General features: G+C 66.4%; 21 protein-coding genes. 6 read left to right on the top strand and 15 right to left on the bottom strand.

Going from position 1 to position 19,526, the window contains the following annotated elements:
* Positions 1 to 61 precede the first annotated feature (61 nt).
* From M0765_RS04890 to M0765_RS04835, 12 genes are all read right to left on the bottom strand, one after another.
* Complete coding sequence (locus M0765_RS04890) at positions 62 to 448, bottom strand: DUF3613 domain-containing protein (RefSeq protein ID WP_258502336.1); 387 nt, start codon at positions 446 to 448, stop codon at positions 62 to 64.
* Positions 445 to 1,380, bottom strand: coding sequence for a hypothetical protein (locus tag M0765_RS04885; protein ID WP_258502335.1), 936 nt, complete (start codon positions 1,378 to 1,380; stop codon positions 445 to 447). Before M0765_RS04885 ends, M0765_RS04890 begins: the two co-directional genes overlap by 4 nt.
* Positions 1,377 to 2,342 (bottom strand): type II secretion system F family protein, encoded by a 966-nt coding sequence (locus M0765_RS04880; RefSeq protein WP_258502334.1) that lies wholly within the window; start codon positions 2,340 to 2,342, stop codon positions 1,377 to 1,379. The genes M0765_RS04885 and M0765_RS04880 overlap by 4 nt, the downstream gene beginning before the upstream one ends.
* Positions 2,339 to 3,328 (bottom strand): type II secretion system F family protein, encoded by a 990-nt coding sequence (locus M0765_RS04875; RefSeq protein ID WP_258508123.1) that lies wholly within the window; start codon positions 3,326 to 3,328, stop codon positions 2,339 to 2,341. Before M0765_RS04875 ends, M0765_RS04880 begins: the two co-directional genes overlap by 4 nt.
* Before the next feature lies 1 nt (position 3,329).
* Positions 3,330 to 4,649 (bottom strand): CpaF family protein, encoded by a 1,320-nt coding sequence (locus tag M0765_RS04870; RefSeq protein WP_258502332.1) that lies wholly within the window; start codon positions 4,647 to 4,649, stop codon positions 3,330 to 3,332.
* 9 nt (positions 4,650 to 4,658) lie between these two features.
* Complete coding sequence (locus M0765_RS04865) at positions 4,659 to 5,945, bottom strand: AAA family ATPase (protein WP_258502330.1); 1,287 nt, start codon at positions 5,943 to 5,945, stop codon at positions 4,659 to 4,661.
* 35 nt (positions 5,946 to 5,980) lie between these two features.
* Positions 5,981 to 7,348, bottom strand: coding sequence for a type II and III secretion system protein family protein (locus tag M0765_RS04860; RefSeq protein WP_258502329.1), 1,368 nt, complete (start codon positions 7,346 to 7,348; stop codon positions 5,981 to 5,983).
* A complete protein-coding gene (gene cpaB, locus M0765_RS04855; protein ID WP_258502328.1) occupies positions 7,345 to 8,391 on the bottom strand; it encodes a Flp pilus assembly protein CpaB in 1,047 nt (348 codons plus the stop codon). The genes M0765_RS04860 and cpaB overlap by 4 nt, the downstream gene beginning before the upstream one ends.
* Positions 8,392 to 8,456: 65 nt before the next feature.
* A complete protein-coding gene (locus M0765_RS04850; protein ID WP_258502326.1) occupies positions 8,457 to 8,957 on the bottom strand; it encodes an A24 family peptidase in 501 nt (166 codons plus the stop codon).
* Positions 8,958 to 8,972: 15 nt separating this feature from the next.
* The gene (locus tag M0765_RS04845) at positions 8,973 to 9,170 is read right to left on the bottom strand and encodes a Flp family type IVb pilin (protein WP_258502325.1); all 198 of its coding nucleotides are present in this window, start codon (positions 9,168 to 9,170) and stop codon (positions 8,973 to 8,975) included.
* Between the two features lie 423 nt (positions 9,171 to 9,593).
* Positions 9,594 to 11,021, bottom strand: coding sequence for a L,D-transpeptidase family protein (locus M0765_RS04840; protein WP_258502324.1), 1,428 nt, complete (start codon positions 11,019 to 11,021; stop codon positions 9,594 to 9,596).
* Entirely contained in the window at positions 11,021 to 12,148 is a 1,128-nt protein-coding gene (locus M0765_RS04835) for a L,D-transpeptidase Cds6 family protein (protein WP_258502323.1), read from the bottom strand. Before M0765_RS04835 ends, M0765_RS04840 begins: the two co-directional genes overlap by 1 nt.
* A gap of 239 nt (positions 12,149 to 12,387) precedes the next feature.
* Between M0765_RS04835 and M0765_RS04830 the strand changes: the two genes are divergently transcribed.
* Positions 12,388 to 13,404: a Bug family tripartite tricarboxylate transporter substrate binding protein gene (locus M0765_RS04830; protein ID WP_258502322.1), complete on the top strand. Its 1,017-nt coding sequence runs from the start codon at positions 12,388 to 12,390 to the stop codon at positions 13,402 to 13,404.
* Positions 13,405 to 13,421: 17 nt separating this feature from the next.
* Here M0765_RS04830 and M0765_RS04825 read toward each other — a convergent pair whose 3' ends face one another.
* Positions 13,422 to 14,225, bottom strand: coding sequence for an IclR family transcriptional regulator domain-containing protein (locus tag M0765_RS04825; protein ID WP_258502321.1), 804 nt, complete (start codon positions 14,223 to 14,225; stop codon positions 13,422 to 13,424).
* A 140-nt stretch (positions 14,226 to 14,365) separates the two neighbouring features.
* On the opposite strand from M0765_RS04825, the gene M0765_RS04820 reads away from it, so the two are divergent.
* The 4 genes from M0765_RS04820 to soxR all read left to right on the top strand — a co-directional run bounded on the left by M0765_RS04820 (position 14,366) and on the right by soxR (position 17,540).
* The gene (locus M0765_RS04820; protein WP_258502320.1) at positions 14,366 to 15,067 is read left to right on the top strand and encodes a 3-oxoacid CoA-transferase subunit A; all 702 of its coding nucleotides are present in this window, start codon (positions 14,366 to 14,368) and stop codon (positions 15,065 to 15,067) included.
* The gene (locus M0765_RS04815; RefSeq protein WP_258502318.1) at positions 15,064 to 15,717 is read left to right on the top strand and encodes a 3-oxoacid CoA-transferase subunit B; all 654 of its coding nucleotides are present in this window, start codon (positions 15,064 to 15,066) and stop codon (positions 15,715 to 15,717) included. The genes M0765_RS04820 and M0765_RS04815 overlap by 4 nt, the downstream gene beginning before the upstream one ends.
* Before the next feature lie 31 nt (positions 15,718 to 15,748).
* Positions 15,749 to 16,954 carry a 3-oxoadipyl-CoA thiolase gene (gene pcaF / locus M0765_RS04810; RefSeq protein WP_258502317.1) on the top strand — a complete coding sequence of 402 codons (1,206 nt, stop codon included), beginning with the start codon at positions 15,749 to 15,751 and terminating at the stop codon, positions 16,952 to 16,954.
* 97 nt (positions 16,955 to 17,051) lie between these two features.
* A complete protein-coding gene (gene soxR / locus M0765_RS04805; RefSeq protein ID WP_258502316.1) occupies positions 17,052 to 17,540 on the top strand; it encodes a redox-sensitive transcriptional activator SoxR in 489 nt (162 codons plus the stop codon).
* A 10-nt stretch (positions 17,541 to 17,550) separates the two neighbouring features.
* Here soxR and M0765_RS04800 read toward each other — a convergent pair whose 3' ends face one another.
* The gene (locus M0765_RS04800; RefSeq protein WP_258502315.1) at positions 17,551 to 17,784 is read right to left on the bottom strand and encodes a hypothetical protein; all 234 of its coding nucleotides are present in this window, start codon (positions 17,782 to 17,784) and stop codon (positions 17,551 to 17,553) included.
* A gap of 241 nt (positions 17,785 to 18,025) precedes the next feature.
* Here M0765_RS04800 and M0765_RS04795 point away from each other — a divergent pair, with 241 nt between their 5' ends.
* Positions 18,026 to 18,610 carry a thioredoxin family protein gene (locus tag M0765_RS04795; RefSeq protein ID WP_258502314.1) on the top strand — a complete coding sequence of 195 codons (585 nt, stop codon included), beginning with the start codon at positions 18,026 to 18,028 and terminating at the stop codon, positions 18,608 to 18,610.
* Between the two features lie 87 nt (positions 18,611 to 18,697).
* Here the strand turns inward: M0765_RS04795 and M0765_RS04790 are convergent, their stop codons facing one another.
* Positions 18,698 to 19,438 carry a response regulator gene (locus M0765_RS04790; RefSeq protein ID WP_126747108.1) on the bottom strand — a complete coding sequence of 247 codons (741 nt, stop codon included), beginning with the start codon at positions 19,436 to 19,438 and terminating at the stop codon, positions 18,698 to 18,700.
* Positions 19,439 to 19,526: the final 88 nt, after the last annotated feature.

Here is a 19,526-nt window from a genome sequence, read left to right as displayed (position 1 = left end):
GGTTTGCGTGGCTGCGTGTTTCCATTGTGGTTCTCTTGCGCGGCGAGGGTCGGCGTTTTGCCTACCGTCCTCCGGAAGAAGAGGCGCCGCCGCCCTTCGACTTGCTCACCGTGGAGCCGAGGTGCTCGGGGATCGGGTGCTCGAAGCTCTTGATGTAGCGCTCATAGCTGCGGCTGGCCACGCTGCCGGCAATGGGCCGGGGTGTGCGCGAGGCGATTTCTCCGCTGCGTTGCCAGGCGAGCAGGCTCTGCGTGGCATCGCCCATCAGCAGCGGTGGCGGCGATTCGAACTCTTCAGCCTCGGCCTCAGCTTCGACCTCCCGCGCCTCCTGCGTCTTCTGCGCCTCCGTGGGGTGCGACGCTGGCGGCACGGCTTGCGCCCAAGCGGTGGTCGTCATGAAGAAGAATGCGGCCGTCAACGCGATCCGCTCGGCAAGCTGGTGGTTCATGGTGTACCTCGCGAGGTCGAGTTCAGTGAAAGCGGCGCTTCAGGTGCGGAGGCCGAAGGGTTGGTCTGGCTCGCGGTTCTCATGCCGCCCGCACCGGTCCATCGGGACGGCTTGAGCGCAAGGGGTGCCACAACGGGTTCGACGCGAGTGCTCGCCGCTGCGGCAGCAGCAACGGGTGCGGGCAGCCTGCCCGATGCGCGCATCTGCAGTGCGGCTTCGCGTACGGCCGCGCGCGTGGGCTGGGGCATGCGGTGCGCGTCCATCAGCGCTGCCGCCCGGTCGGGCTGGTTGGTCACTTCGAGATAGAGCGCGAGGTTGGCTTGCGCCTGGGTGCTGTCGGGGCGCAGTTGCAGGGCCTGCATCAGCGGCAGCCGCGCTTCCTCGATCTGGCCGGCGCCCAGGTGCGCGTAGCCGAGATCGCTCAGCAGCAGCGCATCGGTCGGGGTGCGGCGCTGCGCTTGCGCCAGCAGCTGGACCGCCTCGGCATAGTTGCCGCGCATGCCCGCCAGAAGGCCGAGGCCACGGTAGCCCGCGCTTGCCAGCGGCGTGGCCAGCAGGCGCTTGTAGGCGGCTTCGGCGGCTGCGGCCTGTCCGGTGTGGCGCAACGCTTCGGCGCGCGTGCGTGTGGATTCGGGCGACACGCCCCAACGCTGCTCCAGGGCGTCGATGTGCGCGAGCGATGCAAACCACAGGTCTTCCTTCTGCATCTGCTCGACGAGCTTGAGATAGGTGGGCTGGGTGTCCACGGCCGCACCGGCCTTGGTGTCCGCGGCGGCTTCGGCGGCCATGCGTTGCTGCGCATCGGCGCTGGCGGCGTACTGGTCCTTGGGGCCGGCGCAGCCGGTGAGGGCAAACGCCGCAGCCGCCGCGCAGGCGATGGCCAGCAGGCGGCAAGCAGGACGCGGGCTTGCGCAAAGGTCGAGTGGCTTCATTTGGCGGCGGTTCCCAGTGAACGGAAGATGGCCAGAAAGGCCGGCCCCGCAGTGACGATGACCAGCGCCGGCAGCAGCGTGGTCACCATCACCGCGGTCATCTTCACGGTGATTTTTCCGATGCGTTCCTTCATTTCGGAACGCCGGTGTTCGCGCAGCCGGTCGCTGAAGACGCGCAGCGGCTCCTGCACGGCGCCGCCGTGCTTGTCGACCTGCACCAGCAAGGACACGAGCCCGCGGAGGTTCTCGTTCTTGTGCAGGGTTGCAAGGCGCTGCAGCGAATGCTCGCGGCTGCGGCCGCGGCTGTACTGGTTGTTGGCAAAGGTCAGCTCGTAGCCGAGCACGCGCAGCACGTGCGAGAAGTCGCTGACCATGATCTGCAGGCTCTGGTCCAGGCTCAGCCCCACGCCTTGCAGAAGGCGAAGCAGGTCGATGAACAGCGGCAGTTCCTGGTTCACCCGCTCGCGGCGCTTGGCGGCGATGCGGCCGAGCACCCACTTGGGTGCCATGAAGCCGATGACGAACGCGACCGCCAGCACGATGGTGACCGTGCGCTGCGACCGGCCCGCGCTCCACAGCACGTAGACGGCAAAGGGAAGAAGGAACGTGAAGAGGATACGGGCCACCAGGAAGACCAGCTGCGCCCGCTTCGAGGAAAAGCCGCATTGATCGATGAGGTTGCGGTCCTCGTTGGCCACGAGTGCGCGGCCGATCCGCGAATCGAGCCAGTGAAACGGCAACTCGATGTCCGGCTTTGCCGAGGCGTTGAACACGTCGGCCGCATCGACGGACACCGCGGATCCGCCCGGCGCCGTGGTGACCTGCTGGATGGCGCGGCCGATGACCTTGCCGCTGCGCGAGCGCCGCAGCTCGGCCGCAATCAGCGCGCCGGCACCGGCCATGAGGCCCAGGGCCAGCAGCGCCAGGCTGATGATCGCCAGCTGGTTGGTGGTGAAGGTCATGTGAGTTTCGCCAGCCGGTAAAGGAGCGCCGCACCGAACAGCTGAAAGCCTGCGGCCGAGAGGACCATGATGCGGCCGGTCCCGTCGTTCCACATTCCCATGAAGTAGCCGGGATTGGTGAGGATGAAGAAGGCGCCCACGCTCACCGGCAGCAACCCGAGAATCCAGGCCGAAAGCCGGGTTTCGGACGACAGGGCGAGCAGCTCATGCTCGGCTTGCTCGCGATCGCGCATGAAGTTGCCCACGCGCTCCAGCAGCAGGTCGGAGCGCCCGCCGTAGCGCACGCCCAGGCCGAGGATGGACGCCAGCAGGAACATTTCCTCGATGCGCACATTGCTGGCCGTCTGGTGCAGGGCGCGGTCCAGGTCCATGCCCGCGCGCACCAGCGCTGCAGAGCGCTCCAGCTGGCCGCGCAGCGGCGCCTCGGTGGTGGCAATCGCAAGCTGGAAAGCCGCCTGCGTGGAGTTGCCGATGGTGATCAGCCGCACCATCGCGTCGATGTACCCGGGCAGCTGGCTCACGAGCTTGCGGCGGAACTTCTGCAGCCGCAGCCAGACCGCGAACGCCGAGAGAACAGCCAGCAGCGCGAGCGCACTCAGGCCCGATACCCAGCCGGCAAGCAGGCCGGCGAGTGCGGCCGCAGCCACGACGGCGGCCAGCCCCAGCGCGGCCGTGCGCGGAGCGATCACGCCGATCAGCCATTCGGGCAAGGCCTTCTCGAGCAACCCTGCGGGTGCGGCGGCCGGAGTGCCTGCGTCTGCGTTGAGCCATGGGTCCGAGGTCACGCCGGCCATGAGGTGGTCGTTGGCCGGGTCCCGCAAGGGGATGGGCATCGGCGTCGGTGCACCGGCGGCCGTGCTGGCCTGGATCTGCTGGTTCAGGTGCCGCGCAGCCGCCTGGCGTGCCTGGCGGCCCTTGGCCCATTGCCACAGCAGCAGCCCCGCGGCTGCGAACAGCAGCGCGAGGCAGGCCACCGCGAGCAGCATTTCACGCACGGTTGTTGTCTCCCTGCTGCGCGCGTGTCAGCGACTGCCTGAAGCGCGTGATCTTGGGCGAATGCGGCGCAATGCCCAGCGATATCCAGCGGTCGCGCTCCTCGCCGTCGGGCGACGTGATGGGCTCGTAGCGATAGAGCTCCTGCATGGCCACCACGTTGTCGTTGACACCCGTGACTTCGCTCAGCGAGAGGATGCGGCGCTGCCCATTCGAGAGGCGCCCGATCTGCACGATGAAATCGATGGCATTGGCAATCTGCCGGCGCAGGCTCACTTCACTGCCCTGGTAGCCCGCAAAGCCTGCGAGCATTTCAAGGCGGTACAGGCACTCGCGCGGCGAACTGGCGTGGATGGTGCCCATCGAGCCTTCGTGGCCCGTGTTCATTGCCTGCATCATCTCGATCACTTCGGCGCCGCGCACCTCGCCCACGATGATGCGGTCGGGCCGCATGCGCAGGCTGTTGCGCAGCAGGTCGCGGATCGACACCACGCCGGTGCCGTCGAATCCGCCCGGGCGGCTTTCGAGCCGCACCACGTGGCTGGTGCCGAGCGAAAGCTCCGCCGTGTCTTCGATGGTGATGACGCGCTCGCGCGGCGGAATGAAGGTGGCCAGCGCATTGAGCAGAGAGGTCTTGCCCGAACTGGTGCCGCCGCTCACAAGAATGTTGCAGCGCGCGCGAACCGCGATCTCCAACAGCTGCGCCATGCCCGCGTCGAAGGTGCCGAGCTTCACCATGTCGGCCGGCGTGAGCGGCTCCTTGCGGAACTTGCGAATGGAAACCGAGAGCCCGTCGATCGCCAGCGGCTCGATGATCACGTTGATGCGGCCACCGTCCGGCAGGCGCGCATCGACCATCGGGTTGGATTCGTCCAGCCGCCGGCCGAGCGGCGCAAGAATGCGGCGCACGATGCGCATCACGTGCTCCGCATCGGCAAAGCGCACCGTCTCGCGCTCGAGCATGCCGTGGCGCGACACGTACACGTTCTGGTAGCCGTTGATCAGGATGTCTTCGACGGCCGAATCGTTGAGCAGGTCTTCCAGCGGGCCGAAACCCGCCAGCTCCTTGGTCAGCGCGTCGGAGATGAGCTGCATCTCGCGGTCGTTGATCGGCACCCGGCGCAGCCGCACGAAGCTGTCGACTTCCAGTTCGACAAACTGCTGGATCGAGGCGCGCGACCAGCGGCCGAACTCCGCGCCGAGCTCTTCGATGCGGCTCAGCAGATGGTCGTGCGTCCAGCTCTTGATGTCCTGGAACTGCTGGGAGTTGATGAACGCCTGGTCGTCGTCGGCGAATTCGAGATCGTTGGACATAAGGGCGGTTCAACCTTCGCTAGAGCTTTTCCAGAGACCGGCAATTCGCGGCATGCGCGCCGCCCAGCGGGATTCCTTGGCCGGTGGCTGGCCTGTGCCGGACACGAATTCCTGGTGCAGGCCGCGCGCCAGTTCGGCCACGGCTTGCGAATAGGCGTCGTTGCGCGCGGTGCGCACCAGCATTTCGCCGCGGCTTGCCGCCGCCAGCAGTTGCGTGCTGCGCGCCGGCACCACGTGGTGCAGCGGCAGTTCGAGCCGTTCGGCAACGTCCTTGGCGGACAGGCCCACATGGCTGTCGAACTTGTTGACCACGAGCGACAGCTGCTGGGTCTCCACACCGCGCGTGCGCAGTTCCTTGAGCATGGTCGCCGTGGAAACGATGGCACCGATGCTCTGGTCGCACACCACCCAGCTGCGCGGCGCCGCCTTCACCGTCTGCGCGACGAAGTCCAGCGTCGAAAAGCCTCCGAGGTCGGCAATCTGGAAATCGAAAAAATCACCGAGCCGCTTGATCAGCGCCACCGAATCCGCATGCGAGATCTCGCGCACCTGCGCAAGGCTCGCGGGAAGCGGGAGCACGGCCACACCGCTCGCGTGATGGGCCAGCGCCGTGTGCAGCAGCGTCTGGTCGAGGCGGCGCAGGTTGCGCACGCCGTCGACAAAGCTGAAGCCGCTTTGCGTGTCGAGATAAAGCAGACCGTCTCGCGCCGGAAGCCCGAGGTCGAGCAGCGCGACGCCGCCGCGCGTGTTGCGGCCGGCCTGGGGCAGGGCGCCGGCCTGGCACAGCTGGTCCTTGAGCACGAGCGACAGGCTGGCCGCGAGCGTGGTCACGCCGATGCCGGCGCGCGCGCCGAGCAGGGCCAGCGTGCGTCCGCGCGTGCGGCCCGGCAGGCTGCTCTGGCGCTCGAGCAGCTTGCGCAGCGTGTTGACCGCGTCCGTCGGCGGCGCGGCCATGTCCACGAAGTCGTCCACGCCTGCGCGCAATGCGGCCAGCATGGAAGCGGGCTCCGCCGAAACGCCGGTGGCCAGCACCGGCAGCGTGGGCCATTCGCGCTTGAGGCGCTGGTGAAGCTCGCTTGCCGCCGCGGCGTGGTCGCCCGAAAAATCGAGAAACACCGCGGCGGGGCCGAGCATGGCCATGCGCTCGTCCAGCGACTTGGCCTCGGCGGGAAGGTTCACCACCGTGCCCAGCCGGGCGAGTGCATCGGTCAGCCAGTTGATGTGGCCGCTGTTGGGCGATGCGAAGAGGTAGGTCTCCGCACCGATGTCTGGAAGGCTGTCGCGGGGAGCGTTCATGGCGTCTGCCACCGGATCTGTGGGGTTTGTTTCAGTCAACGTGAGAAGCCCGGAACAGTGGTGCCCGAAGCGGGCCCCAGAAGATGAGCGCGCCATACAGGTCCGTCGCGCTGCTCGGCGCCGCCGGGAAGGTACGGGCCCAGATCGGTGCCGCGCGCGATCGGCTTCACCAGGTGCGGCGTGACGAGGATCACCAACTCCTTCTCGCTCATCTGGTACTTGTTCTGCTTGAAGAAGGTTCCGAGCACCGGGATGTCGCCGAGCAGCGGAACCTTGTCGGCGTTCGACGTGGTGGTGCGGCTCACGAGGCCGCCGATGATGAAGCTCTCGCCGTCGCCGAGTTCCACCGTGGTGTCGGCGCGCCGCGTGCTGATGGCGGGCACGGCCACGCCGCCGATGCTGAGCGAGTTGGTGTAGTCCAGGTCGCTGGCCTCCGGCGCTACCTTGAGCACGATGCGATCGTTCGACAGCACCGTGGGCGTGAGGGTGAGGCCGATGCCGAAGGGCTTGTATTCGATGCTCGTGGTGCCCAGGCCCTGGGGCGCCGGAACGGGCAGTTCGCCGCCCGCCAGAAAGCTTGCGCTCTGGCCCGAGAGCGCCACCAGCGTCGGTTCCGCGAGCACGCGGGCCATGCCGTTGCCCTCGAGAAAACCCACGTTCAGGCCAATGCCGGCCTTGCCGAAATTGAACAGAAGGCTGAATGCCTGCGCGAGCGGGTTGTTGTGTTCGCCGCTGAGCGAGCCGTCCGGAGCGAACGAGGCCGAACGCAGCGACGACGGCGTGAACACGCCGAAGCTGAAGCCGTTGGAGTTGGCACGCGTGCTGAAGATGTTGAGGCCGGCCTGCTTGAGCACGCTGCGGTTGAACTCGACGATCTTGACCTCGACCTGCACCGTGTTGCTGCGCACATTGACCACCGAGCGATCGATCAGCGCCGACTTTTCTCCGCCGGCCGACATGGCCGCATCGCGCGCCTCCTGGTGCGCCTCCATGCTGTTGAGCGAGCCATTGAGCGTGGAGGTGCGGCGCCGGACTTCAAGGGCATAGACGATGGCGTTGGCCTGGCCCTTTTCCCAGACCATGAGCGTGGTGCGGCCGGCCGCCTTGCCGGTGACGATGAGGCGCGCCGCCGGCGAGTTGGGCGATTGGCGGGTGAGCGCAACGCCCGCCACGGTTTCGTCCGCAATGGCCATGCGCTCGATGCCCTTGCCGATCAGCAGTTCCTTTTGCGTGCCCGCATCGATGCGCAGTTGAAGCGCAGCGCGCGCAGGCGCCGCCGCTGCATCGGCCGCCGTTGCGGGCGCCACCGCCCAGACGCCCGAGGCCAGCAGGCACAGCACCGCAAGGGTCGGGCGCGTGAAGCGCGCCGTGCCGGTTGTTTTCGCACAAGGGGCGATCGTCATGGTGTTCGTTTCGTGGGTGGCTTGCATGTGCGTGCCACTGGTTGCTGATCAGTAGTTGATGGTTTCGCTGCGGTCGCCGCGAATGACCTCGACCTGCAGTCCGCCGCGGGAACCGCCCGTGCGGGCCGGGGATTTGCCGGGGCTGCGGCGGCAACGGTCGGCACTCGCGAGCTGCCCGCCTTGCCGCCCGTCACAAAGTCGACGGCGGTCATGCCGGCCTGGGCGCGGTCCAGGCCTTCGAGCGGGGCTCTGCGGGCTTCGCCGGCTTTTTGCGCCACCGGCTGCAGCGCCGTGGGCAGTTCGGCAAAAAGCTTCGGATCGGGTTCCGACATGTCGGTGGGGTTGCGCAGCGCCAGAAGCAGGCGGCCGCTGCTCTCGGCGAGCGTCAGCCGGTTGATGTCATCGACGGGCACTGCGAGCACGGCGGTGCGGGCGGCCTCGGCGCGCTGGGCCTGCTGCTGGGCCGCGCCGTTCTTGTCCATTCCGGTGGGCATGCCGTCGATGGAGGCGCCGCCGTAGGCCAGCACGCGCTTGCGCGACAGCAGCAGGCGCGCCTGGCTGCGGTCGATGTCCTTGCCGTCGGACTTGAGCATCAGGAAGACATCGACGAAATCGCCGGGCCGTACCTTGTTGCCCACGCCCATGACCTCGTCGGCCTTGATGGCGACCGCGCGTTCGCCTTCGCCGACGCGCAGGGCCAGGCCGGACACCAGCTGCCCTTCGACCAGCGGCGTGCCCTCGCCCAGGTCGATGACGGGCACCCGGCCCGCAAGCGGCGCCGTCTCCTGGAAAGCGCCTGCGGGATTGATGGTCAGGCGTTCGACGCGAAGCGCGTCGGCCGGAATCGCGCGGCCCGCGGGCAGGGGCTTGGACGCCACGACCACGCGGAAGGTTTGCGCCTGGGCCGTCTTGGCCGCGGCGGTGGCCGAAGGGGCGACCGCGACCGGCGGTGGCGGCTGCCGGCTGAGCAGCCATGCATAGCCGCCGAGCGCGAGGGCCAGGAGCACGAGGACGGCGGCAACGATTTTGGTGAGATTGATCATGGGCGGCAGGTCAAGGAAGGGGCCATTCGAGAGTCATTGATGAACAACTCGTGGTGACGGGGCGGCTAGCTACCCTGTCGACCCCAAACCATCCACACCGCGGCGGCCAGCGCGAGGTAGGCCGCATAAGGAATAAATCGAACCCGGGCTGGCGCCGGCTGGCCCTCCGGCGAAGACGACGGCCCGAAGAGCGCCAGCGAAAGCCGGGGGAAAACGGGCCAGCGCTGGAGCGCGAGCCAAAGCGCGGCATGAAGACCGGCAAGGAGGCTGCCGACGAGCCATATCGGCGGCAGCGCAGAAAGGCCCACCCAGAGTCCGAGAGCTCCGGCGAACTTCACGTCGCCGGCTCCCATGACTCTGAGTGCATAGAAAAGAAGCAGAAAGCCGAAGCCGATGCCTGCGCCGAGCAGGGCGCCAGTCCAGTCTTGCTCGATGGGAGCCATTCCCGTTGCAAGCGCCGCAAGAGCCAGGAAGGCACCTGCAAGCACAAGCCAATTGGGAACGCGGCGCTGCCGGAAGTCATAGATGGCAATGAGTAGCAACCAGATCAAAAAGACTGATTTCATTGCTTTTCCGACACCTCAAGGTGCTGGCGGGGTGGCGGCGGTTGCAATGGAGGATTTAATGCTTCCCCAAATGGCTTCTAGGCTTTTTCCGATTCCACCGTCTCCGATAATTGCCGTGATCATCACAACCGAAATCAGTCCCGCAATAATTCCGTATTCAATTGCGGTGGCACCTTCTTCGTCACGCAGAAAACGAGTAATTGAATTGAGCATGATTTACCCCTTTTTGAAAGTTGTTACAACGACTGGCAAGGTGAATGTTATACAGCGTAACTCCGTGTATCAAGGAGGTGAACCCGTGAGGCACTGCCGTTACTGTGCTAGCAAGAAGGTGTAAGCACGATAGCGGCCAGCCTTCTGGCGAACTCTTGGAAGTTTCTCCCTCAGAGGGAAGCAGGCGTCTTGGGAATGCATTCTTCCCTCTGTGGCCGAGCGCCCGTATCCCATGAATGTGGGACGCACGTTACGGCTTCGCGGAACGTGCGAAAGATTCTTGTTACGGGAACAAATGGGTTACGTGTTACGTAACACTGACGATGTGAAGCCAGATGTAACACCCAAGTTTGGTGTTCCGTCTGAGGAAAAAATCACATTTTTCGGGCACAACCCCGTCAGCAGGAGGGCCTAAGTGGGTACCTAGCCCAGTACTTCTTCGTAAAAAAGCTTCCAATCGCTGCCTTGGCGCAGCCAGTATTGGCGGCGTGTACGCCCGCTCTTTTCGCCTTCGAAGACCTCGCCGAAGGTGGCGACCATGGTGTCGTCGCCGTCGCGCCAATGCAGATAGGACACATCCTTGAACTGGACGCGCTTGCCCTGCGCGTATTCCACTTCGTCGTGGAGGGCTGCAAATCCTTCAGTGGATTTTTTATTGTTGCTGCGCTGGAAATCCGGCAAATAGAACTTCTTCAATTGCGCTTCATTGCCGGCGGCCCGCGCCTCTTTCCAGGCCGCGATGGTGCTTGTGAACGCCTGGGCTTCCTTTTCGGCCTGCGGCGGCGAGATCCATTGCAGGCTTCGCGCCGTGATTACCGGCGTGGCGCCGATCTGCACCTTGCGCAGCAATTGCTTCAGGTCGGGGTTGGCCATGACCACGCAGCCGTCGCTGGCCTGCGGTGCGCGGGCAAACTGCTGCGACGGAGTGCCGTGCAGCCAGATGCCGCCGCCGGTCTTGCCACGCCGCACGTCATACGGGTTGGGGTAGTTGATGGGCAGCGCGCCGGCGCTGCAGAAGTCGCGCAGCGACTTGGGGTCCAGGCTGCTGGTGATGTAGTACACCCCCAGCGGCGTGCGTGCATCGCCTTCGGTGGCCTTGTCGATGCCCGATTTGCCGACCGACACGTAGTAGTCGGCCACGAGCTGCAGTCCCTTGTCGGAGTTCTCGAGCAGGTAAAGCCTGGAGCGCGAGGCATCGACCGCAATGGCATAGCGGCTGCGCGTCGACAGCGCCAGGAACTGGGAGGGCACGGTGCCGGCCGGCGGCCGCTCGCGCAGGGCCTGCAGGCGACGCCGGGATTCTTCGCGCAGGTCGGCCATGGCCGGATCGCTGCGCAGCCGCGCAATGCCGGCGTCGGAGAAGGCGTGGGCGGGCGGCACCTGCGTTGCCAGCAGGTCGGCATAGACGAGCTGGGCGAGCTGGAAGTTGGGATAGTCGCGCACCAGGTCGCGTGCCTTTGCGAGCGCAGGCCGCGTCTTGCCGCGGCCGAACAGTTCATAGACAGCAATCAGGCGGGCTTCGGCGCCCGTGGCTTCCTGGATGGCGGCCGATGCAGCGGCTTTACGCGGTGCGGGCTTGGCCGCCGCTGTCTTGGTTGCGGCTGCGGAGGCCTTCCGGGTACCGGCTTTTGCTGCCTTGCCGGCCCCGTGTGCAGCCGTGCGTGCGGCGCCAGACGACTTGGGCTTCGCGCTGCTCGCCTTGGCGCTGCCCGATGGGGCCTGCGTCGACGCGCCGGACGCGCCGGGCGCCGCCAGCAGCAGGGCCGATGCCGCCAGGAGCGCGGCAAGCCTTGTGCGGCCGAGTTGCAGCGGAGAGTTCTGTGGCCGGGCGTGCCGGACGATGTCCGCCACTATCCGCCGACGCTTTCCTTGCGAATTTGCCATTGGTTGCCGGAGCGCTGCACCTCCAGCGTCTTGCGGCTCGAGATGTTGAGGTTGTCGGCGCGGTAGATCTGCCGGAACTTGGCGGTTGCCGCCTGGCCGTTGACGTTGATCACCAGGTTTTCGATGTTCACGCTGATGCTCGACTTGCCGACGATGCGCGCGCGGCGCTCTTCTTCCCAGCTCTTGCGGCTTTGGCCGGCGCCGGGATTGAAGTCGGGCCCGTAGGCGGCGAGATAACGGTCCATGTCCTGGCCCGCCCACGCAGAAGCCCATCCGCGCACGGCGGATTCCACTTCGGCTGTTGCGGCGGGGGAGGCTGCGGACGGTGCGGATGCGGATGCGGGTGCGGGTGCGGGTGCGGCCGTAGGTGCCGAAGCGGGCGGTGCCGAAGCTTCCGGCGCTTTCGCAACCACCGCGGGCGCCGGTGCGAGGGGCGCCGCCTTGGCGACCGGAGCGGGTGCGGGCGCAGGCACCGGTGCCGCCGCGACGGGTGCCTTCGCCACGGCAGCGGGCGCTGCCGCCGCCACCGCTGCCGTGGGCTTGCCGGCCGGCGTGGGAGTGAACAAGGTACGGATCACCGCGAGCTTGGGCTGCACTGCCGTGTTGTTCTGGTCGAGCTGCAATGCCTTGCTGTAGGCCTGGCTGGCCAGCCGCGCGTACACATCGCCCAGGTTCTCTTGCGCCGTGGCGTAGCTCGGGTTGGTGCGAATCGCACTTTCGAGCGCGCTGCGCGCCTTGTCGAACTGGTTCTGGCTCGCGTAGATCACCGCCAGGTTGTTGTAGGGCTCGGGAAGCTCGGGTGCGTCTTGCGTGAGTTGCGTAAAAGCCGCAATGGCTTCGGCGCGCTTGCCGATGTCGAGCTGGATCACGCCCTTGAGGAAGCGCATCTGCGGGTCCTTCGGCTTGTCCTTCAGGAAGGCGTCGGCGCGGCCCATCGCCTCGTCGAGCTTGCCGGCCTGAATGAGCCGGTCGACTTCATCGTGCTCGGCCGCGGCGAGCGCGGGCAGTGCCATGCCGCAGGCGGTTGCCAGGAGCAGGGCGCGCACGGCAGGAGTAAGGCTGAAACGGGCGCGCGGGAGGGGGCTCTTGGGCATTGCGGACAAGACCTCGTAGGAGGGGAAAGGGAGATGCGGCAGGGATTGTATGTGGGCGGTTAACTTGCGGATACACGGTAAATCCGAGGGCCAATGCACCGGATTGCGCAGCCGTCAACAGGCCGATGCATGCCCACATCGATGAATACGCATCGACTTGCGCAACGCAGCACGATCATGTAACGTTGTGTAAGCAGATTGTCAGCAATCTCCCAGTTCCTTCACTCTCTGGAGCCACCTTGAAGATCACCAAACGCCGCTTGCTAGAAAGCGGCGCAGCAGCATTTGCCGCGTCGCTTTTTGCGCCGGGTTCCCTGGCGCAGCAGCGCCCCGCAGCCGGCGCGGCCGGCGGCGACGCGTGGCCCACCAAGCCTGTTCGCATCCTCGTGGGCTTTCCCGCCGGTGCATCGCCCGATCTGGCGGCCCGCGCCATCGCCGAGCCGCTGTCGAAGATCCTGCGGCAGCCGGTCACGGTCGAGAACAAGCCGGGCGCCAGCGGCAACCTCGTGGCCGACCAGGTGGCCAAGGCCACAGACGACCACACCATCGGTGCACTGATCAACGGCAATCTCACGATTGCGAAGCTGCTCAACCCCAAGCTCAGCTTCGACCCCGAGAAAGACTTCCTGCCGGTCGGCATGATCGGCACCGCACCGCTGGTGCTCGTGGTTTCGGGCAACGCGCCCGGCAAGACCGCGGCCGAGCTGCTGCTGTGGACGCGCAACCTGAGCAGCAGCGGCAAGTACGGCACGCCGGGCGTGGGCACGGTGGGCCACCTGGGCATGGAGCTCATCAAGAGCCGCGCCGCCATTACCGCGCAGCACAAGCCCTACACCGGTAACCCGCAAGTCATTGCCGGCCTGCTGGCCGGCGAGATCCAGCTCGCGCTGCTGCCGCCCGGCCTGGCACTGCCGCATGTGAAGTCGGGAAAGATCAAGGGCATTGGCGTGACCTCGCCCGAGCGCAGCCCCTTGGCCAACGAGCTTCCCACGATTCGCGATGCCGACGTGCGCGGCGCCGACCTCGAGATCTGGACCGCGCTGGCCGCGCCTGCGGGCATGAAGCCGGCGGCCGTTGCCAAGCTGAATGCCGCGCTGGTCGAAGTGACCAGCTCGCCCGATGTGAGCCAGGCCCTGCTGAAGACCGGCTGGCAGGCGCAGCCGGGCACGCCCGATGCGCTGGCCAAGCGCATGCGCTCCGACACGGCGCGCCTGGGCGGCGTGATCATCATGAAGGGCATCCAGTCGGAGGGCTAGCACGCCCTCCAGTGCGCCTAAAGCAGTTGGGAGACCTTCTTTGCGGCGTCGATCAGCGCCGGGAGCATGGTCTCCTGCATCACCTTGGCGCTGGTGCGGTTGGCCTGGCCGCTGATGTTCAGTGCCGCGACCATGCGGCCCTGCCGATTGACGATGGGGGCGGCCACCGAGATGAGACCCTCCTCAAGCTCCTGGTTCACAAGGCACCACTGCTGCCTTCTTGCCTGCGCCACCTTCGTCATGAGCGCATCGATGTCGGTCACCGTGTGCTTGGTGAGCGGCTCGATGCTCGAGGCTTCGAGCCGCGCGCGCACCTCGTTATCTTCTAGGTCGGCCAGCAGCAGCCGGCCCAGTGAAGTGCAGTACGCCGGCAGCCGCGAGCCCACGCCCAGGCTGATGTGCATGATCTTCTTGGTCGGCACGCGCATCACATAGACGATGTCGGTCGCGTCGAGCACAGCGGCCGAGCAAGACTCCTGCACTTGCTGCACCAGCGCTTCCATCACCGGCTCGGCGCGGTTCCATATAGGCATCGACGAGAGGTACGCAAAGCCCAGGTCGAGGATGCGCGGCGTGAGCGTGAAGAGCTTGCCGTCGGTCACCACATAGCCCAGGGTCTGCAGCGTGAGCAGAATGCGCCGCGCGCCGGCCCGCGTGAGCCCGCTCGCGGCCGCCACCTCGCTCAGCGTCTGCCTGGGGGCGCTTTCGCTGAACGAGCGAATCACCTGCAGGCCGCGCGCAAACGACTGCACGTAGCTGTCGCCGGGGGCGGGTGCCTCGGGCGTCCTGAGCGTAGCGGTTTTCAGAGCGTGGGTTGCCATGCGGGGTGATCCTCTTTAGAATTCATTATACGAACAAATGTTCTTTAGACGAACAAATCAGCGATTCGCAGGATCGATCGGGTCGGCCGAGCGGATCGCAGGCAGTTCGGTTTCTTTCTTCACTCCCGGAGACAGGCTTCATGATCAACAAGATCGCGCGCTCGGTCGCCGATGCCCTTGAAGGCATCCAGGACGGCGCCACGGTTCTCATCGGCGGCTTCGGCACCGCCGGCATTCCCGGCGAACTCATCGACGGCCTCGTCGAGCAGGGCGCCAAGGACCTCACCGTCGTCAACAACAACGCCGGCAACGGCGAAACCGGCCTGGCCGCGCTGCTCAAGGCCGGCCGCGTGCGCAAGATCATTTGCAGCTTTCCGCGCCAGGCCGACAGCCAGGTGTTCGACGGGCTCTACCGCAGCGGCAAGCTCGAGCTCGAACTGGTGCCCCAGGGCAACCTGGCAGAGCGCATTCGCGCGGCGGGCGCCGGCATTGGCGCCTTCTTCTGCCCGACGGGCTACGGCACGCAACTCGCTGGCGACCGCGAAACGCGAGAGATCGACGGCAAGCAATATGTGCTGGAGTACCCCATCCACGGCGACGTGGCGCTCATCAAGGCCGAGCGCGGCGACCGCTGGGGCAACCTGGTCTACCGCAAGGCCGCGCGCAACTTCGGCCCCGTGATGGCCATGGCTTCGAAGAAGACCATTGCCACCGTGCACGACATTGCCGAACTCGGCACGCTCGACCCCGAGACCGTCGTGACGCCGGGCATCTTCGTGCACCAGGTGGTGCGCATCGAACGCGTGGCGACGCAAGCCGGCGGCTTCAAGAAGGCAGCATGAACATGAGCAGCACTTACCAACGTCGCACCAAGGACCAGCTCGCCGCCCGCGTGGCGCAGGACATCTTCGACGGCGCCGTCGTCAACCTGGGCATCGGCCAGCCCACGCTCGTGGCCAACCACCTGCCAGCAGGCCGCGAGGTCATCCTGCAAAGCGAGAACGGCATTCTCGGCATGGGCCCCGCGCCCGCGGCCGGCGAAGAAGACTACGACCTCATCAATGCCGGCAAGCAGCCCGTCACGCTGCTGCCGGGCGGCTCGTTCTTTCACCATGCCGACAGCTTCGCGATGATGCGCGGCGGCCATCTCGACATTTGCGTGCTCGGCGCCTTCCAGGTGTCGGCCACGGGCGACCTTGCCAACTGGCACACCGGCGAGAAAGACGCCATTCCCGCTGTCGGCGGTGCCATGGACCTGGCCATCGGCGCCAAGCAGACCTGGGTGATGATGGACCTGCTCACCAAGCAGGGCGTGAGCAAGCTGGTGCAGGAATGCACCTATCCGCTCACCGGCATCGGCTGCGTGAAGCGGGTGTACTCCGACCTTGCTACGCTCGAATGCACGCCCCAGGGCCTGAAGCTCGTCGACCTGGTCGACGGCCTCAGCCGAGAAGAACTCGAGAAGCTCGTGGGCCTTCCCATTGCCGCCTGAAGCGGATTCGTTCACTTTTGAGACAAAAGACATGACCAACCAAGCCTTCATCTGCGACGCCGTTCGTACCCCCTTCGGCCGCTACGGCGGTTCGCTCAGCAGCGTGCGCACCGACGACCTCGGCGCCGTGCCCCTCAAGGCGCTGATGGAACGCAACAAGAACGTCGACTGGCAAGCCGTGAGCGATGTGCTCTACGGCTGCGCCAACCAGGCCGGCGAAGACAACCGCAACGTCGCGCGCATGTCGGCGCTGCTGGCGGGCCTGCCTATCGAGCTCGGCGGCGCCACCATCAACCGCTTGTGCGGCTCGGGCCTCGATGCGGTGGGCACCGCGGCGCGCGCCATCCGCGCCGGTGAAGCCGGGCTGATGATCGCCGGCGGCGTGGAAAGCATGAGCCGGGCACCGTTTGTCATGCCCAAGGCCGAAAGCGCCTTCAGCCGCAACAACGCGGTGTACGACACCACCATCGGCTGGCGCTTCGTCAACAAGCTCATGAAGGCGCAGTACGGCGTCGACTCCATGCCCGAGACGGCCGAGAACGTGGCCACCGACTACAAGATCGAGCGCGAGGCGCAAGACCTGATGGCGCTCAACTCGCAACTGCGCGCCGTGGCCTCGCAGAAGTCCGGCTTCTTCGACGCCGAGATCGTGCCCGTGACCGTGCCGCAGAAGAAGGGCGATGCGCTCATCGTCAACAAGGACGAGCATCCGCGCGAAACCAGCCTGGAATCGCTCGCCAAGCTCAAGGGCGTGGTGCGCCCCGACGGCACCGTGACCGCCGGCAACGCCAGCGGCGTGAACGACGGCGCCTGCGCGCTGCTGCTGGCCGACGAAGCCAGCGCCGCCAAGCACGGGCTCACACCGCGCGCCCGCGTGGTCGGCATGGCCACCGCCGGCGTTGCGCCGCGCGTGATGGGCATCGGCCCCGCGCCTGCCACTCAAAAGGTGCTGGCGCTCACCGGCCTCACCATCGACCAGATCGACGTCATCGAACTCAACGAAGCCTTCGCGGCCCAGGGCCTTGCCGTGCTGCGCCTGCTCGGCCTGAAGGACGACGACGCGCGCGTCAACATCAACGGCGGCGCCATTGCGCTCGGCCATCCGCTGGGCGCCAGCGGCGCGCGCCTTGCCACCACCGCGGTGAACCAGCTGCATAAGGGCGGCGGACGCTATGCGCTGTGCACCATGTGCATCGGCGTGGGGCAGGGCATTGCCGTGATCCTGGAACGCGTCTGACGAACCACCGCTGCGCGGTCTGCTGCGTGGCCTGATTCGCCGCGCGGGTTTTTGAGGGAAGAAAAACCTCAACTAAAGTCGAGATCGAGAGGTCTCGATGAAGAAATCCAAGCCAGCAGAACCGCCCGACTTTTCCGCCACCCTTTCGGTGGGCGAGGTCGCGCAGCGCAGTGGGGTGCCCGTGTCCACCCTTCATTTCTACGAGTCGAAGGGGCTCATTGCGAGCCATCGGGCGCCGAGCAACCACCGCCGCTATGCACGTGACGTACTCCGGCGGGTGGCCTTCATCCGCGTGGCGCAGCGCGTCGGCATTGCGCTGGCCGACATTGCCGACGCCCTTGCCACGCTCCCCACCTCCGCCGCGCCCAGCCGAGCCGACTGGGCACGGCTTTCGGCCGCGTGGCGCGCAGAGCTGGACGAGCGCATGGCCCAGCTCAAGAAGCTGCGCGACACGCTGGACGACTGCATCGGCTGCGGCTGCCTGTCCATCGACCGATGCCGCCTCCGCAATCCCGCCGACAAGCTGGCATCGCAAGGGCCGGGCGCACGCCGACTGATGGTCAGGCTCGAGCCCGCGCAAGACTGAGAACGCCGCGTCACTGCGTCCCAGCGGGGAGCAACGACATCAGCTCGTTCTTCTCCGCGGCAGACATCGCGAGCGTCAGCCGGCCGAACTCGACGCGGTAGCAAGGCAGCATCAATGCCGCCGTCAACGAATGAACGTTGTCGCTGCGTGCAAGGTACTCATTGCATGCGGCAATGCTTCGATGGATTTCGAGCGCCTGCTCGATGCGGCCTGGACGGCTGGAGGGTTGCTGGTCACTGTTCATGCGACGCAATGTGCTTCCTCAACCTAACTTGAGGTCAAGCCGACGGATCGAGAAGCCCTGCGACTCATGGGTGATCGGCGCTCCGAAGCCAGGCGCGGGGCGACCGTCGTTGTGCAACGTAGTGTGTTGGTTTCCCAATCTCGACACAGTGGCATACGCAATGTGGGCCGTGTGGCCGGTGGGCGAAAAACAATCCACAGGTCATCAACTGCGCCCTTGCGCATCGCACGAAGGAACCACCATGAAGCTCTCCCTCATTGCCATCGGTGCGGCCATTGCCGCATCGGTGGGCGCCTTGACGTTTGCCGCGCCACGGCTCGGCGGCGACACGCCCGCGGGCGTGGTGCGCCCCGCGCCGGAGTTCCAGAACATCGACACATGGCTCAACTCGCCACCGCTCAAGCTCGAAGCGCTGCGCGGCCAGGTGGTGCTGGTCGACTTCTGGACCTACACCTGCATCAACTGCCTCAACCACCTGCCGCACGTGAAGGAGTGGCACGAGAAGTACAAGGACAAGGGCCTGACCGTGGTGGGCGTGCACACGCCCGAGTTCGCGTTCGAGAAATCGACGAAGAACGTGAAGGACGCCATCCAGCGCCTGCAGATCAAGCACGCCGTAGCGCAGGACAACAGCTACGGCACCTGGCGGGCCTTCAACAACCAGTACTGGCCCGCTGTGTACCTGATCGACAAGGAGGGGCGCATCGCCTACTCGCACTTTGGCGAAGGCAGCTACGGCGCCACCGAGAAGAAGATCCAGGCGCTGCTTGCGGAACCTTCGGCCGTTGCGGCCGCTGCCTCGGCGCCGGGCGGGAGCGCCAAATGAAGAAGCTCTGGTTTGCGCTGCTTTTTTTTGCGGGCGGCGTGGCGCACGAGGTGCGCAACCCGACCAACTGCCAGTGCATTGCGTCGGTCAGTCTTTCGCCTCGACCGACGAAGCGAGGACGTAGCCTTCGCTCCGCACGGTCTTGATGTAGCGCGGCTCGCGCGCATCGTCGCGCAGCCGCTGCCGCAGCCGGCTCACGAGCAGGTCGATGGACCGCTCGAAGAGCTCGGCCTCGCGGCCCTGGGTCAGGCTCAGCAACTGGTCGCGGCTCAGCACCTTTTGCGGGTGGTCCAGAAACACGCGCAGCAGCCGGTACTCGGCGCCGCTCAGCGCCACCATCACGCCGCTTTCGTCGATGAGGTGGCGCGCCACGGTGTCGACCTCCCACTCGCCGAACGCCAGCTTCTGCGCCGGCTCGGCGGCATTCATGTTGGGAGGCAGCATGCGGGTGCGGCGCATCACGGCGCGCAGCCGCGCGAGCAGTTCGCGCGCCGAAAAGGGCTTGGCCAGGTAGTCGTCGGCGCCCATCTCCAGGCCCAGGATGCGGTCGGCCTCCTCGCTGCGTGCGGTCAGCATGAGGATGGGCGTGGCCTTGTACTTGCCGGTGCGAAGGTCCCGGCACAGCGTGAGCCCGTCTTCGCCGGGCAGCATCAAATCCAGAATGATCAGGTCGAACGGGCCCGACTCCTCGAGCGCGGCGCGCATGTGCCGCCCGGTGGGCACCGCAACCACCCGCAGGCCGTTCTTCACCAGGTAGGTGGTGAGCAGCTCGCGGATTTCCCGGTCGTCGTCGACGATGAGGATGTGATCGGAAGTCTTGGGTGTCATGGCAGTGAACAGGAGAAGGATGGCGCGGAAGGCGCCGCAGCCGCAATGTAGCGTCACCGCCGCCCGAAGGCTGCGAACAGTGAAACGT

Origin of the sequence: Variovorax sp. S12S4, assembly GCF_023195515.1 — a bacterium.
In the GTDB taxonomy this organism is placed as follows: Bacteria; Pseudomonadota; Gammaproteobacteria; order Burkholderiales; family Burkholderiaceae_C; genus Variovorax.
The sequence above is the reverse complement of the archived record's forward strand: the minus strand, read 5'-3'. Positions and strand labels throughout refer to the sequence as shown.

Excerpts from the sequence above, each read along its gene's own strand:
- M0765_RS04890 (WP_258502336.1), bottom strand. The coding sequence starts at position 448 with ATGAACCACCAGCTTGCCGAGCGGATCGCGTTGACGGCCGCATTCTTC.
- M0765_RS04885 (WP_258502335.1), bottom strand. The coding sequence starts at position 1,380 with ATGAAGCCACTCGACCTTTGCGCAAGCCCGCGTCCTGCTTGCCGCCTG.
- M0765_RS04880 (WP_258502334.1), bottom strand. The coding sequence starts at position 2,342 with ATGACCTTCACCACCAACCAGCTGGCGATCATCAGCCTGGCGCTGCTG.
- M0765_RS04875 (WP_258508123.1), bottom strand. The coding sequence starts at position 3,328 with ATGCTGCTCGCGGTGGCCTGCCTCGCGCTGCTGTTCGCAGCCGCGGGG.
- M0765_RS04870 (WP_258502332.1), bottom strand. The coding sequence starts at position 4,649 with ATGTCCAACGATCTCGAATTCGCCGACGACGACCAGGCGTTCATCAAC.
- M0765_RS04865 (WP_258502330.1), bottom strand. The coding sequence starts at position 5,945 with ATGAACGCTCCCCGCGACAGCCTTCCAGACATCGGTGCGGAGACCTAC.
- M0765_RS04860 (WP_258502329.1), bottom strand. The coding sequence starts at position 7,348 with ATGACGATCGCCCCTTGTGCGAAAACAACCGGCACGGCGCGCTTCACG.
- cpaB (WP_258502328.1), bottom strand. The coding sequence starts at position 8,391 with ATGATCAATCTCACCAAAATCGTTGCCGCCGTCCTCGTGCTCCTGGCC.
- M0765_RS04850 (WP_258502326.1), bottom strand. The coding sequence starts at position 8,957 with ATGAAATCAGTCTTTTTGATCTGGTTGCTACTCATTGCCATCTATGAC.
- M0765_RS04845 (WP_258502325.1), bottom strand. The coding sequence starts at position 9,170 with ATGCTCAATTCAATTACTCGTTTTCTGCGTGACGAAGAAGGTGCCACC.
- M0765_RS04835 (WP_258502323.1), bottom strand. The coding sequence starts at position 12,148 with ATGCCCAAGAGCCCCCTCCCGCGCGCCCGTTTCAGCCTTACTCCTGCC.
- M0765_RS04825 (WP_258502321.1), bottom strand. The coding sequence starts at position 14,225 with ATGGCAACCCACGCTCTGAAAACCGCTACGCTCAGGACGCCCGAGGCA.
- M0765_RS04820 (WP_258502320.1), top strand. The coding sequence starts at position 14,366 with ATGATCAACAAGATCGCGCGCTCGGTCGCCGATGCCCTTGAAGGCATC.
- M0765_RS04815 (WP_258502318.1), top strand. The coding sequence starts at position 15,064 with ATGAACATGAGCAGCACTTACCAACGTCGCACCAAGGACCAGCTCGCC.
- pcaF (WP_258502317.1), top strand. The coding sequence starts at position 15,749 with ATGACCAACCAAGCCTTCATCTGCGACGCCGTTCGTACCCCCTTCGGC.
- soxR (WP_258502316.1), top strand. The coding sequence starts at position 17,052 with ATGAAGAAATCCAAGCCAGCAGAACCGCCCGACTTTTCCGCCACCCTT.
- M0765_RS04800 (WP_258502315.1), bottom strand. The coding sequence starts at position 17,784 with ATGAACAGTGACCAGCAACCCTCCAGCCGTCCAGGCCGCATCGAGCAG.
- M0765_RS04795 (WP_258502314.1), top strand. The coding sequence starts at position 18,026 with ATGAAGCTCTCCCTCATTGCCATCGGTGCGGCCATTGCCGCATCGGTG.
- M0765_RS04790 (WP_126747108.1), bottom strand. The coding sequence starts at position 19,438 with ATGACACCCAAGACTTCCGATCACATCCTCATCGTCGACGACGACCGG.